13 protein-coding genes are annotated in these 13,877 nt (G+C 55.8%); 7 read left to right on the forward strand and 6 right to left on the reverse strand.

Going from position 1 to position 13,877, the window contains the following annotated elements:
- Nucleotides 1-28: 28 nt before the first annotated feature.
- From DUD43_RS08030 to DUD43_RS08055, 6 genes are all read left to right on the forward strand, one after another.
- Nucleotides 29-1,222: an IscS subfamily cysteine desulfurase gene (locus DUD43_RS08030; RefSeq protein ID WP_153229867.1), complete on the forward strand. Its 1,194-nt coding sequence runs from the start codon at nt 29-31 to the stop codon at nt 1,220-1,222.
- Nucleotides 1,219-1,602: an iron-sulfur cluster assembly scaffold protein gene (locus DUD43_RS08035; protein ID WP_153229868.1), complete on the forward strand. Its 384-nt coding sequence runs from the start codon at nt 1,219-1,221 to the stop codon at nt 1,600-1,602. Before DUD43_RS08030 ends, DUD43_RS08035 begins: the two co-directional genes overlap by 4 nt.
- A 53-nt stretch (nt 1,603-1,655) precedes the next feature.
- Entirely contained in the window at nt 1,656-1,979 is a 324-nt protein-coding gene (locus DUD43_RS08040; RefSeq protein ID WP_003801383.1) for a HesB/IscA family protein, read from the forward strand.
- Nucleotides 1,980-1,985: 6 nt separating this feature from the next.
- The gene (locus DUD43_RS08045; protein ID WP_153229869.1) at nt 1,986-2,864 is read left to right on the forward strand and encodes a methylglyoxal synthase; all 879 of its coding nucleotides are present in this window, start codon (nt 1,986-1,988) and stop codon (nt 2,862-2,864) included.
- A 474-nt stretch (nt 2,865-3,338) separates the two neighbouring features.
- The gene (gene benD, locus DUD43_RS08050) at nt 3,339-4,130 is read left to right on the forward strand and encodes a benzoate diol dehydrogenase BenD (protein ID WP_153229870.1); all 792 of its coding nucleotides are present in this window, start codon (nt 3,339-3,341) and stop codon (nt 4,128-4,130) included.
- A gap of 48 nt (nt 4,131-4,178) precedes the next feature.
- A complete protein-coding gene (locus DUD43_RS08055) occupies nt 4,179-5,234 on the forward strand; it encodes a 2-keto-3-deoxygluconate permease (RefSeq protein WP_153229871.1) in 1,056 nt (351 codons plus the stop codon).
- Nucleotides 5,235-5,350: 116 nt separating this feature from the next.
- On the opposite strand, the gene lysS is transcribed toward DUD43_RS08055, so the two are convergent.
- The 5 genes from lysS to infA form a co-directional block, all read right to left on the reverse strand.
- Nucleotides 5,351-6,874, reverse strand: a complete 1,524-nt coding sequence (gene lysS / locus DUD43_RS08060) for a lysine--tRNA ligase (RefSeq protein WP_153229872.1) — start codon at nt 6,872-6,874, stop codon at nt 5,351-5,353.
- Nucleotides 6,875-6,885: 11 nt separating this feature from the next.
- The gene (locus DUD43_RS08065; protein WP_153229873.1) at nt 6,886-7,623 is read right to left on the reverse strand and encodes an SDR family NAD(P)-dependent oxidoreductase; all 738 of its coding nucleotides are present in this window, start codon (nt 7,621-7,623) and stop codon (nt 6,886-6,888) included.
- A 1-nt stretch (nt 7,624) separates the two neighbouring features.
- A protein-coding gene (prfB, locus tag DUD43_RS08070; protein WP_153229874.1) for a peptide chain release factor 2 occupies nt 7,625-8,729 on the reverse strand; the annotation gives its coding sequence in 2 pieces (ribosomal slippage) (nt 7,625-8,647 and nt 8,649-8,729; 1,104 coding nt in all).
- Between the two features lie 110 nt (nt 8,730-8,839).
- Nucleotides 8,840-10,549 (reverse strand): methyl-accepting chemotaxis protein, encoded by a 1,710-nt coding sequence (locus tag DUD43_RS08075; RefSeq protein ID WP_153229875.1) that lies wholly within the window; start codon nt 10,547-10,549, stop codon nt 8,840-8,842.
- A 111-nt stretch (nt 10,550-10,660) separates the two neighbouring features.
- Nucleotides 10,661-10,933 carry a translation initiation factor IF-1 gene (infA, locus tag DUD43_RS08080; protein ID WP_009458008.1) on the reverse strand — a complete coding sequence of 91 codons (273 nt, stop codon included), beginning with the start codon at nt 10,931-10,933 and terminating at the stop codon, nt 10,661-10,663.
- Nucleotides 10,934-11,627: 694 nt separating this feature from the next.
- Here infA and DUD43_RS08085 point away from each other — a divergent pair.
- On the forward strand, nt 11,628-12,539 hold the full coding sequence (locus tag DUD43_RS08085) for a DMT family transporter (protein WP_063692471.1): 912 nt from the start codon (nt 11,628-11,630) through the stop codon (nt 12,537-12,539).
- Between the two features lie 113 nt (nt 12,540-12,652).
- Here DUD43_RS08085 and DUD43_RS08090 read toward each other — a convergent pair whose 3' ends face one another.
- Nucleotides 12,653-13,588 carry a bile acid:sodium symporter family protein gene (locus DUD43_RS08090; protein ID WP_153229876.1) on the reverse strand — a complete coding sequence of 312 codons (936 nt, stop codon included), beginning with the start codon at nt 13,586-13,588 and terminating at the stop codon, nt 12,653-12,655.
- Between the last annotated feature and the right edge of the window lie 289 nt (nt 13,589-13,877).

The following is a 13,877-nucleotide window of genomic DNA, read 5'->3' on the forward strand; positions in this document are numbered from 1 at the left end:
AAGATCCGCTACTGACCCGGAGTTTTGTATGAGTCGCGCTCAGCGTATCTATATGGATTATGCCGCCACCACGCCGGTAGACCCGCGTGTGGCCGACAGCATGATTCCCTGGTTGACGGAACGATTTGGCAATCCGGCCTCCAGCAGCCATCCCTATGGATGGGATGCGGAAGAGGCGGTGGATCAGGCGCGCCGTCAGGTTGCCTCGCTGGTAGGGGCGGAGCCGCGTGAAATCGTCTGGACCTCCGGTGCTACCGAAGCCATCAATCTGGCTTTAAAAGGCGCCGCGCAGTTTTATCAGTCCAAGGGCCGCCATATTATTACCGTCCGTACGGAACACAAGGCCGTGCTGGATACCTGTCTGGCCTTGCAGGACGAAGGGTTTGAAATCACCTTTCTGGATGTCCTGCCCAGTGGTCTGATTGATCCTCAGGCCTTTGAACAAGCCATTCGTCCCGACACCATTCTGGCCTCGGTCATGCTGGTGAATAACGAAATTGGCGTGATTCAGGATGTGCAGGCCCTGGGCGCAATTTGTCGTGAGCACAAGGTGTTGTTTCATGTGGACGCCGCCCAGGCTACCGGCAAGGTGGCGATCAATCTGCAGGAATGGCCGGTGGATTTGATGTCCATGTCTGCCCACAAGACCTATGGTCCCAAAGGGATTGGTGCCTTGTATATCCGTCGTAAACCGGCGGTGCGTCTGAAAGCGCAGATTCATGGTGGTGGCCACGAACGCGGGTTTCGGTCCGGCACCTTGGCTACACACCAGATCGTGGGCATGGGCCGTGCGTTTGAGCTGGCTGACCAGGAAATGGATCAGGACAATCAGCGCATCACCGCGCTACGAGATCGTCTGTGGGCCGGTTTGCAGTCCATCCCTGATTTGTTCCTGAATGGCACTTTGGATCAGCGCGTGCCGCACAATCTGAACATCAGCGTGGATCACATCGAGGGCGAAGCCCTGATGATGGCTTTGACGGATCTGGCCGTGTCCAGCGGTTCGGCTTGTACCTCGGCCAGCCTGGAACCGTCTTATGTATTGACGGCCCTGGGTCGTAGCGATCAGTTGGCACACAGCTCCTTGCGCTTGAGCCTGGGCCGTTTCACGACCGAGCAGGACATTGATGACACGATTGCGGCCATCCGTCGTGTGGTTGAACAATTGCGGGCTATTTCCCCCTTGTGGAGCGAGCCTGCTTCGGAGCAGTTCGCGCAATGATATATAGTGACGCTGTCATGGAGCATTTCCTGCACCCGCGTCATGTGGGTGTCATGAACAGCAGTGATGCTGATGTCGGCACGGGTGAAGCAGGAAGTCACGAAACCGGAGCCTTGATTCGCATCCAGCTCAAGGTATCGGAGCAGGGCCAGATTCAGGATAGCTGTTTCAAGGCTTTTGGCTGTGGCTGTACCATCGCTGCCGCCTCATTTGCGACGCAGTGGCTGCAGGATCGCAGCCTGGAGCAGGCGGCCCAGTTCTCGTCCGCGGATGTGCAGCAAGCGCTGGAATTGCCACCGGTCAAAGTGCATTGTGCTTTGTTGGCCCAGGAGGCGGTTCAGGCCGCTATTGCCTCGGTACAGAACAAAGGCGCGTTTTAGTTGTCCAAGCCTGAAGGCTGAATCTTCTTCAGGTTTATAGAAAGGAAAAGATTATGTCTATTTCTCTTACTCAGCCCGCCGCAGAACATATCCAGCGTCATTTGAAAAAGCGCGGGGGCGGTTTGGGGCTACGTTTAGGTGTACGTCTGACCGGTTGCTCGGGTCTGGCCTACAAGCTGGATTTTGTTGATGAGCCGGTTGAAGGCGATCAACTGTTTGAAGAGCACGGCGTTAAACTGTTTGTTGATCCCAAGAGCCTGCCCTTTATTGATGGCACGCGTCTGGATTATGGCCGCGATGGCCTCAATGAAGGTTTCAAGTTCATCAATCCAAACGAGAAAGCCTCCTGCGGGTGTGGCGAATCGTTTACCGTGTAGGAACTCATGTCATTACGTTTCGGTTTGGCGGCCAATCAATTGCACCATGATTCGGCAGATGCGGCTTTGTTTCAGTGGTTGCGGCGCTCAGCCAGCGGTATTCGCGAATTGGAAATTGAGCTCTATACGGTAGGCCGTACCTGTAACGCAATCGAGCGTTCGGGCCTGCTGGAAGGTTATGGCGGCTTGGTCCGCTATCCGTATGGCCGTGATGGTGGCTTGATGAAGCTGGTGGCTCGGGTAACGCAAAACCCGGATGGCACACCGCCTTTTGATGGCGCCATTTACCTGATTGATCCGGTAGATCCTTCCTCCATTTTCCCGGAAGCACTGGCACTCAAGCGCCAATGCATCACGCATGGTCGCCCCTTCATTTCTACCTTGATGGGCGCGATTGAATGGATTGAAGTGGAGCGCGTCAGCCGTGGCCTGTGGCCCGATTCCAGCTGCAAGCGTATTTTTGACTTCCCTAACCAGACCTTGGCCATGATTGCGCACGATGCGCTCAAGGACAAGATGATTGAATTTGCTGACAAGCATTTTGATCTGTTGTCGCGCTTCAGTCAGCGTGTGGGAACAGGTACGACCAGCCGCTTGTTGAACGAGCTGGCCTGGTCCAAAGGCTGGCCCAAGGACACGCCCTGGATTCAGTCCTATCTAAGCGGTCCGTTGGGCGGCGATGCGCAAATTGCCGAACTGGTACTGGAAAACCGTTGCCAGCGCGTTATCTTCTTCGAAGACCCGCATGTGGCGCGTCAGCACGAGGCTGACATCCAGTTGCTGGAACGTGCCGTGCGTGTGGTGGCTGACAAGGCATCGTGTTTCTCTTCGCCTGAAGTGGCCCATAAGTGGGCGCAGGCAGTGATGCGTTTGCCGGTGGATTGATATTGTCTCAGAGTTGGACACAAGCAGGTAGATAAGCCGAGTTCATCTGTTTTGCTTCCCTAAGAAAACCGCTGCTGCTGCAGCGGTTTTTTTGTGCTTATGGTTTCTTGAACACCCAAGATTCTGGTGCTCATTGTGTTGTTGAACTCTATGTTTTTTTAGGTAGGTTTTCTGGTACCTGGCTGGCTTTGTGTAGCCCTTTTTGAGGGAGGTAACGGAGTTAAACGCTAGGGCTACTGGGGTAAACGATAGTCTACACATTTCATGAAATGATAATCCTTTGTTATTTTTGATAATTCTAATGCACCATACCTTTTAGGTATAAAACAATACGAGAATAGCATTGGAGCTTGGCGGGGCCTTACGTTTTAATTTCACCTGCGCTCAGTATGGCCTTGTCGCTTGCCGTCAATCCAGTCGAGCACAAAAATTCTAAATCTAAAAAAACTATCATCGACTCACAGGAAACCCAAAATGAATGGTCGATTCAAAGGGAAGGTGGCGATCGTCACCGGTAGCGCCCAGGGAATTGGCGCTGTATTAGCCCAAAAATTTGCACAGGAAGGGGGAACGGTTGTACTTGCTGATCGCTCTCCTTTAGTCCACGAAGTCGCTGGAAATATTGAGGAATCCGGTGGTACGGCATCCGCTATTGAGGTGGATCTGGAGACCTACAGTGGCGCCGAAGAAATGACGCTTCATGCCATCAAGACCTACGGTCAGATTGACATTTTGTTCAATAACGTGGGTGGCACGATCTGGACTAGACCGTTTGAAAAGTACGAACCCTCGCACATTGAAGATGAGGTCAGACGGTCTCTTTTTCCAACCTTGTGGTGCAGCCGCGCCGTTCTGCCGTTCATGGTGGAGCGAGCCAAAGGTGTGATTGTCAATGTTTCGTCCATCGCAACCAAAAGTATTTACCGAGTCCCTTATGCGGCTGCAAAGGGTGGCGTTAACGCCTTGACGGCATCGCTGGCCATGGAAGTGGCTCAGAAGGGGGTGCGCGTGGTTGCCGTGGCTGTAGGTGGAACAGAGGCCCCTGCAAGACGTATTCCTCGTAATCCGCTTGGTAATCCGTTTGAGCTCCCCGAGGAGGATAAGGTCTGGTATCAAGAAATTATCGATCAAACCAGGGAGAGCACCTATCTGGGGCGATACGGGACGATAGATGAAATGGTCGCGCCGCTGCTGTTTTTTGCTTCTGATGAGGCGTCTTACATTACCGGATCAGTCTTGCCTGCAGGAGGTGGGGATCAAGGGTGATGTGCTCCGGATTCTCGTACTAATTAGATGTCTCATAAATCAGAACAAATGAACAATTACACTCCATTCGATCGGTTTTTGCTCAAGGTTGGAAAAATACCCGGAGCCTTGATGATTGTGCCGCTCTTTCTAGGGGTGGTGGTGAACACACTCATTCCAGAAGCACTCTTGATTGGCAGCTTTACCACCGCTCTCTTTAAGAATGGGCTGGCCGTCCTGATCGGGCTGTTCTTTCTTTCGGTGGGTTCTCAGATCACGTTCAAGGCGGCACTTCCGTCCGTCGAGAAAGGTCTGGTCCTGCTGCTTGCCAAGTTTGGGATCGCTGCCTTGTTTGGCCTGTCAGTCGCGTTTTTCTTTGAAGAAGGCGTGTTCCTGGGGATGCTCCCTCTGGCCATTATTGCGGCGATGTCGAACTCAAACGGTTCGTTGTACGTGGCGCTGACCAGTCAGTTTGGCAACAGAACTGATAAAGGTGCAATCTCGATTCTTTCCATCAATGATGGTCCGTTTCTGACCCTGGTGGCTCTTGGGGTTGCGGGCTTGGCGGCGTTCCCATTGATGGCGCTGTTCTCTGCTGTATTTCCAATGATTTTTGGGTTTATTCTGGGGAACATCAGTTCCTTGGCTCGCAAGTTCCTTGAGGCTGGCGAAAAACTCATTATCCCGTTTGCTGCGTTTGCCATTGGTGCCAGCATTAATTTACAGGTGCTGGTTGGTGAAGGGTCGATTGGCGTCATCCTTGGTCTGGTCACCGTTATATTTTCTGGTGGGGCGGCTATTGCATCCCTGTACGTGTGGCATGTTGTGCGACGCCATCCTGGGCCGACCAGAAACTTGGTGAGTGCTGCCTCCGAAGCCAGTGTGGCAGGAAACGCAATTGCAACCCCAGCCGTGGTGGCGGCGCTGGACCCTAGTTATGTTGCCGTTCAGGATGCGGCAACGGCGCAGATTGCCGCTGCCGTTGTGGTGACAGCGTTTGCGCTTCCTTTCTTCGTAGCCTGGTTTGCCAATTGGCAAAAGCGTCGCGGTGTGACACCCGAGAACGAGGAGGCTTTTTACGAGTCTGGTGGTAGTAAGGCTGTGGCGGATAAGCAGGCAGCTTAATAAAAAAGGAGCCTGGTAGGCTCCTTTTTATATTGGCAAACCTTGCGTACTGCGGAAGGCTTTGCTGGCTGAAAAAGGACGCTCAAGAGCGTCCTTTTTCGCATCCGCAATGACGGTTAGTCCTCGCGACGCAAGTGCGGGAACAGGATCACGTCACGGATAGCAGGGCTATCGGTCAGCAACATGACCAGTCGGTCGATACCGATACCGCAGCCGCCTGTAGGAGGCATGCCGTATTCCAGTGCGCGGATGTAGTCGGCGTCGTAGAACATGGCTTCTTCGTCGCCAGCATCCTTGGCCTGAACCTGAGCCTGGAAGCGGGCGGCCTGGTCTTCGGGGTCGTTCAACTCCGAGAAACCATTGGCAATTTCGCGGCCAGTGATGAACAGCTCAAAGCGCTCGGTAATGCCTTCCTGGGTGTCCGAGGCGCGTGCCAGCGGCGACACTTCCACGGGGTAGTCCACGATGAAAGTAGGGTGCCAGAGCTTGGATTCGGCTGTTTCTTCAAACAGAGCCAGTTGCAAGGCGCCCAGACCGGCATCACGCAGTGGAGGCGAGTTCACGTCCACTTTCAGGCGAGCCAGTTCGGTACGCAGGAACTGGATGTCTTCCAGTTGCTCGATCTGGTAGGAAGGCGCGTACTTCATGATGGCGCCGGTAATGGTCAGGCGATCAAAAGGCAGGCTCAGATCCAGTTCGCGTTCCTGGTATTGCAGGGTAGCGGTACCACGGGCGCTGATCGCGGCTTCGCGTATCAGGTTTTCGGTGAAGTCCATCAGCCACTGGTAATCCGTGTAGGCTGCGTAGAACTCCATCATGGTGAATTCGGGGTTGTGGCGTGGGCTGACGCCTTCGTTACGGAAGTTGCGGTTGATTTCGAACACGCGCTCGAAACCGCCCACGATCAAACGCTTCAGGTACAGCTCGGGAGCGATACGCAGGTACATTTCCATGTCCAGCGCATTGTGGTGCGTCACGAAGGGTTTGGCCGATGCGCCACCCGGAATGGGGTGCAGCATGGGGGTTTCCACTTCCAGGAAATCGGCCTGGGCCATGTGCTGGCGCAGGCTGCTCATGACCTTGCTGCGGGCCAGGAAGGTTTGACGGGTGTCTTCACCCATGATCAGGTCTACGTAGCGCTGACGGTACTTCAATTCCTGGTCAGCCAGACCGTGGAATTTATCCGGCAGGGGGCGCAGGGACTTGGCCAGAATGCGCACGCTGGAGGCGTGTACGGACAGCTCGCCCTTATTGGTTTTGAAGACTGTGCCTTCCACGGCCAGGATGTCACCGATATCCCAGCCCTTGAATTCCGCGTAGTTCTCTTCGCCCAGTGCGGCTTTGTCCAGGTAGATCTGGATACGGCCGGAGGCATCTTGCAGCGTGGCAAAACTGGCTTTACCCATGACACGCTTGAGCATCATGCGGCCAGCCACTTTCACGACCTTATTGGTCGCGGCCAGGGCATCCTTGTCCTGCTCGCCGTACTGGCTGTGCAGATCGGCGGCGTGGGCGTCGGGGCGGAAATCGTTGGGGTAGGCGATGCCGTTTTCGCGCAGGCGGTCCAGTTTGGAACGACGCTCGGCGATCAGGCGGTTTTCGTCTACGACGGGTGCGGAAGTGTCTAGCGGTTCAGTCATTGTGTCAGTACTTATTCGTAGTGGCGGATGTCATCCAGGACGTGCTGGCCAAAAGCCGGGCTGTTCAGGTGGTGCAAAATTCGCTCGGCCGTATCGTCCGGGCTGCTTAGCTGACCTTGCTGATGCAGGTCGATAAAGCGGCTCAGGTTCGGGAACTGGTCGCGGGACTGGCTACGGATATGGCCTTGCATATCGGTATCGACCACGCCAGGGGCCAGCGAGCAAACGGCCAGCTCGGGGTTTTCCAGCTTGAGGGTTTGTGTATAGAAATCCAGTGCTGCCTTGCTGCAGCCATACACGGCCCAGCCCGAGACGGGCTTGCGGCCAGCACCCGAGGAGATATTGAGCACCTGGCGCTGGGCATCCTTGGGGGCGCCTTGTAAAAAGGCGGCGGTCAGGCTCATGACACTGGCGACATTCAATTGCAGCGCCTGTGTAATGGCCTGGGCATCGAGCAGGTGGCTGGCCTGCCCAACGGGATCAACCGTGCCCGCATTATTAATGAGGACGTAGCGTTGAGCCTGTGTCTGGCTGATCAAGGCTTGCAGGGCCCTGGCAGCTTCTTGTGCGCCTTCCACGCTGGCCAGATCCACTTGCAGATGCTGATGAGCCCCTTGGGGCGCATCCAGTTGCAGTTCGCTGCGGGCCAGAGTGATCAACTGATGGCCAGCGGCCAGTGCCTGACGCGCCAGGGACAAGCCCAGACCGCGAGAGGCACCGCTTAGAACAGTCAGCGTGGAAGTGTGCATTTTAAATACCTTGTTTCAGGCTGGCTTGAATAAAGGCATCCAGGTCGCCATCCAGAATTTTCTGGGTATTGGAGCTTTCGTAGTTGGTACGCAAGTCCTTGATGCGGCTTTGGTCCAGCACGTAGGAACGGATCTGGTGGCCCCAACCCACATCGCTCTTGGAGTCTTCCAGTTTCTGCTGCTCGGCCATGCGGTTACGCATTTCCAGCTCGTACAGGCGGGACTTCAGCATCTGCATGGCTTCAGCACGGTTACGGTGCTGCGAGCGGTCGTTCTGACACTGCACCACAATGCCGCTGGGTTCGTGCGTAATACGAACGGCCGAGTCGGTTTTGTTAATGTGCTGACCACCGGCACCACTGGCGCGGTAGGTGTCGATACGCAAGTCGGCCGGATTGATTTCCACTTCAAAGGAATCGTCGATTTCCGGGTAGACGAACACGCTGGTGAACGAGGTGTGGCGGCCATTGGATGAGTCGAAAGGGCTTTTGCGAACCAGACGATGCACGCCGGTTTCAGTGCGCAAAAAGCCGTAGGCGTAATCGCCTTCAATCTTGATGGTGGCCGATTTGATACCGGCAACGTCACCGTCAGACTGTTCCAGGATTTCAGCCTTGAAGCCCTTGTGTTCGGCATAGCGCACATACATGCGCAGCAGCATGGAGGCCCAGTCCTGAGCTTCGGTACCACCCGCACCAGCCTGAATATCCATAAAGCAATTCAGCGGGTCGGCAGGGTTGGAGAACATGCGGCGGAATTCCAGCTCTTCAATACGGCTGGCCATGGCGGCACAATCTTCTTCGATGGCGGCGATGGTGTCATCGTCATCGTCCATCGCGGCAAGCTCAAACAGGTCCTGCGAATCCTTCAAGCCCGTGTGCAAGGCGTCCAGCACATGCACCACATTCTCCAGACTTTTCTTTTCGCGGCCCAGATCCTGAGCGTGTTGAGGGTTGTCCCAGACGTTGGGGTCCTCCAGTTCGGCATTGACTACGTGCAAACGATGAGCTTTGTCATCGTAGTCAAAGATACCTCCGTAAGGCATTTTCCCGCTCCGAATAATCGGCAAGGCGGGCTTCCAGTTGATTAAGTCGTTCCGATTCCATGATTCAGCGGCTTTCCTATATTTGAGGGCCATCCGCGCCAGCCAGCAAGGCGGCGCGCGGCAAACTTCCGATTTTACCCTTATCGGAGGTCTATGGCACGTATTGGCCGCTCAGGAACCGGACATTGTGCACGTGGCGGTGCGATAGGTGGACGCAGATCGGTAAGAAGGCCGCTTCGAGACGGCGGGCAGGGCGGGAACATCGGCTTCGGAAGGCTCGCTATCCAGGCTGAAATGCGCCACGACCTGGGCCAGCAAGGTGGTTTGCTCCAACTGCTCCTGAGCCGTGTGGGCGCTGTGTTCAAGCAAGAGGCGGTTGGACTGGCCTTGTTGGTCCAGACGCGTCATGACCTGGTTCACGTATTCGATGTGTGTTGCCTGCTTCTGGGAGGCCTGGGCAATATCGGCCACAATGCTGCGCATTTCATTGACCTTGTGTTGTGTGCTGGCCATGACCTGCGCCATGCCGCGTGCGGCGGCCGAGCTTTGCTCGGTTTGTTCGACGGAGCTGGAAATCAGGGTTGAAATCTGTTGCAGGGCGTCGGTGGAGCGTAAGGCCAGGTTACGCACTTCGGCGGCAACAACTGCAAAGCCATGACCATGGACGCCGGCGCGGGCGGCTTCCACGGCGGCATTCAGAGCCAGGATATTGGTCTGGAAGGCAATGCTGCGGATCAGCTTGGTGATCTCGCTCATTTTGTTGGAACTGTCGGCAATCGCGTTGATGGTATCGAGCAGGCTGTGCAGGGCCTGATTGCCTTGAGCCACCTGGCTGGAGGCGTCTTGCGCCAGATGATCGGCGGTTTGCGCTTGCTCCGCATTCTGGCGCACGGTATCGGCCACTTGGTTCATGGCCTTGACGGTCTGATTCAGCTCGGTGGACTGATCCAGAATTTGTTCGCTCAGGTTTTGACTGCCCAAGACAATCGCGTGTGATCCGTCGCGTATCAGGCCGGTTTGTTCGCGGATTTGATGCACCACGGTTTGTACGCCCTGGCCGATACCATTGAGTGCGGTCAGCAAAGTCCCGAACTCATCATGGCGGCGCACGCTGAGCTGGGCATTGAGCTTGCCCTGGGCCAGTTCCTTGGCCAGATTCGCCCCTTGATCCAATGGCTGCTTGATGGAGCGATACAAGAGGCGCAGGGCAATGGTGCTGGCCATAAAGAACAGGGCTAGCGCTGCCAGAGCCAGGCTGAATGCACGATCGCTGCTGCGGCCAGCCAGATCCAGAGAGCTGTCCAGGCGTTCGCTGAACTGATGCTCGAACTGATCCAGCGTGTTCGTGATTTGGGTGGAGGCTTGAATGTATTGCTGGCTGAACACCAGCACTTTGGCCATCAGGGCATTGGGCAGGGCAATGCGGATAGCGCCGGTGCCATCTTCAAACTGGCCGCTGGCGGTTTGAATGGCTTCGGACTGAACCTGGCTCAGTGCCAGAGTCTGCTCATAGGCAGAGCGCAGCAGATCCTGCTCAGCTGGCTCCAGTTCCAGATCCCTGAAACGGTCTAGCATCGCCAGAGTGACGCCGTCCTGATCCGGCTGGGCACCGGTAAACACCGCCAGGAGGTGGCGGAAGTTTTCCTGAAATTCGATTTGTTCGCTGGAGACAAACGCGATGGCCTGACGGCTGAGCAATTCGCTGATGCGTTTGAAGTCTTTGCTAAGCGCCGTCGTTTGATGGCGCTGGGCTTCCAGATGCTTGCGTTGTTCGATGCTGCTGCTCAAATGTTGCAGGGCAATCAGCATCAGGACTAGAAACAGGCTCAGAATTGCAAAATAGGCGATGAAGCCGGTTTTGAGCGTCAGTAATTTTTTCAAGGCGACTCCCACAAAATGTGGGGTGCGCCCGAGCGCTGATGGCTCTTGTCGCACCCCTGTCAGGCGCGCCTATCTTTGCATCTAATTGTGACAGGGGTGTGGCGATATGTCTTAACGGCGGTGGGGGGTGCGACGAGGGGCAGAGGTCGGCGCGCCAATACGCTTGGGCAGGTGGCGGAAAATAATGCGACCCTTGCTCAGGTCGTAGGGCGACATTTCCAGGGTGACGCTGTCGCCAGCCAGAATACGGATGTGGTGCTTGCGCATCTTGCCGCCGGTGTAGGCGATAACCGCGTGACCGTTGTCCAGGGTGACACGAAAGCGCGAGTCAGGCAGGATTTCGGTGACGGAACCTTGCATTTCAAGTAGCTCTTCTTTGGCCATAAATCGGGACTCCTTTAAAAATAATAATTCCCGTCTGGCCCTGCTGGGCGGGACGGGGACGGGCTTAGTAACAAGGCAGACCGACAAACCGGACAAGCGGTGTCTGGAGTCCAGCGTTGCACTAGGCCCATAAAAATCGGGATGAATCTGTGTCTGTCAGGAGTGTTCGGTTCCGGACAGGGTCGGGTTGATCAAATTGAAAACACGCCCGCCGTTCATGGGGGGATCCAGCCGGGGCAGACAAGGTCTGCCTACCTGAAAAACGGGCAAAAACACGAATACTTGCCAGGAACGTAGACCTGCATAACGGCGCGCGGGGCAGGCCCTTGCGGTTAAGAGTGCTGGTTGTGGTGCCAAGTAATGCACTTGGGGCGCTTGAGCGGGTCAAGCTTTATTCCCAAAAGTGGGGGTGTTTCAAGGTCGATTTACCCTGGATAGCTGCATCTGATGTTGCTAAAGCCAGACGAGCGTGGATGGGATGGGCCAATAAAATTCAATCAGCGCCATGACGTGACAATTGTATGATTATAAATAATATTTATGGATTGGTCAAAGATTGACCAGTTCACATCGTCACAAGCAGGCAGGTAAAGGCGTAGAGGGCAGGGCATGCTTGCCTATATACTAGGCCAATCGTAACGGCGCAAAGTTGACCTGAGGAGGGATCACATGCGCCGTTGCCGTTTTTTAGGACATGCTTGTGAGCACTCAGAAACTGACCCCCGGCACGACTGCTTTACTGGTTTTACCCACGATTTTGTGGGCAAGTAACGCCATTGTGGGGCGCCTGATTCATGATCAGGTTCCGCCCATTACCCTGAACTTTTTCCGTTGGCTGGTGGCGTTCACCATCTTGCTCTTTGTGGGGCGGCAGGTGCTGCGACGCGGCAGTAATTTGTGGACCAACTGGAAACGCTACTCGATTCTGGGTTTGCTGGGCATAGGGATCTATAACGCTTTGCAATACCTGGCACTGCAAAGCTCTTCCCCCATCAACGTGACGCTGGTCAATGCCAGCTTGCCGTTCTGGATGCTGGTCATTGGCCGTTTGTTCTTCAAATCCACCGTTAATGGACGTCAGCTGGTGGGAGGCTTGATGTCCTTGCTGGGTGTGGTGCTGGTGTTGACGCGTGCGGATTGGCACGAGCTGATCGCTTTCCGTTTTGTGCCGGGTGACGTCTATATGGTGATCGCCACCATTGCCTGGGCAATTTATAGCTGGATGCTCAGTACGCGCCGCCATGAGGGCGTCATTGCGGAAACCTGGGCCACCGTGGTGATGGCGCAGGTGTTCTTTGGCTTGATCTGGTCCGGCGCCTTCGCAGCCATGGAGTGGAAGTTCACCGATTGGCATATCGACTGGTCCTGGGGCTTGTTGCTGGCGATTCTGTATGTTGGGACAGGCCCGGCACTGATTGCCTTGCGGTGCTGGGGCGTGGCTGTCCAACGGGTGGGTGCGGCGACGGCCGGATTCTTCGTGAATCTGATGCCCGTATTTGCGGCTTTGATGTCCGTTTTTATTCTGGGCGATACTCCCAAGCTCTACCACGGCGCGGCTTTCCTGCTGATTGTGGGCGGGATTTATGTGTCCTCGCGTAAGAGTTGAGGCTTGAGAATACTTGGTATCAGACCCTGCTCCAGATACAAAAAGGGACGCCCGGTAGAGCGTCCCTTTTTATTTTTTGGACTCGGGTTCAAGTCCCTGGGCGTGGCAAATGTTTATTGCTTGCCATCGCCCATGCGACGGAAAATCGTCGCGACCAAAGGACCGGAAATATTGTGCCAGACGCTGAAAATCGCGCTGGGTACGGCGGCCAGTGGCGAGAAGTGAGCGCTGGCCAGAGCTACGCCCAGACCGGAGTTTTGCATGCCCACTTCAATCGCCAGCGTTTTGCGCTGTGCCAAAGGCATGCCGCTCAAACGTGCCAGCACATAGCCCAGGATGTAGCCCAGGGTGTTATGCACGACCACGACCGAGAACACCAGCAAGCCGCTGGTCGCAATTTTGGCCTGGTTACCGGCCACCACAGCGGCCACGATAGCCACAATGGCCACGACAGACACCAGGGGCAGGGCCGCCACACCGGCTTTGACTTTTTCGCCCATCAGGGACTGCACAATAATTCCCAGGGCAATCGGCAGAATCACCACCTGAACAATGGACCAGAACATGGCCGAGGCGCTGACTTCCAGCCATTGGCTGGCCAGGAAGTAAATCAGGGCGGGGGTGACGACGGGGGCCAGCAAGGTGGTCACCGAGGTAATGGCAACCGACAGGGCCAGGTCACCACGGGCCAGAAAGGTCATCACGTTGGACGAGGTGCCACCGGGGCAGCAGCCCACCAGAATCACGCCAATAGCCAGCTCGGGGGGCAGGGAGAAGGCGTAGGTCAGGAACCAGGCCAGACCGGGCATGATGATGAATTGTCCCAGCACACCAATGGCCACACGGCCAGGGCGTACAAACACTTCGGCAAAGTCCTGGCGCGACAAAGTCAGCCCCATACCGAACATGATGATGCCCAGAAGTGGAACAATATAGGCGCCTAACCAGCGATAGTGGTCGGGGAAGTAATAGGCCAGAACGGCAAACAGTAGAACCCAGATGGCAAAGGTATTGCCAACAAAACGGCTCAGGCGGGCGATAGCCTGCATGATGAAATATCCTTCAAGGAGCACGGCTGGCCGGTAGGCCGGCACGGTGCGGATTAGTCTGTTACGGGGAGCAGCATGGGTCGGGCCGGATTGTCACGGCCGTCCGTCGCAGACCTGCTTAAGGGCTGGCGACACGACTTTCCGATGGGGTGGGATAAAGCGCTGGCAACACGGGGCCGTACAGGCAGATCTGGGTAAGGTCAGGGGTACAGGCAGTGGTGAGCGAAACGGACAACATGGCAGGCCATGTTTTTATCCTGGAAGGCCGAGCTCGGGCGTATTGTAGACC

It is taken from the genome of Alcaligenes faecalis (assembly GCF_009497775.1).
Lineage (GTDB): Bacteria > Pseudomonadota > Gammaproteobacteria > Burkholderiales > Burkholderiaceae_B > Alcaligenes > Alcaligenes faecalis_D.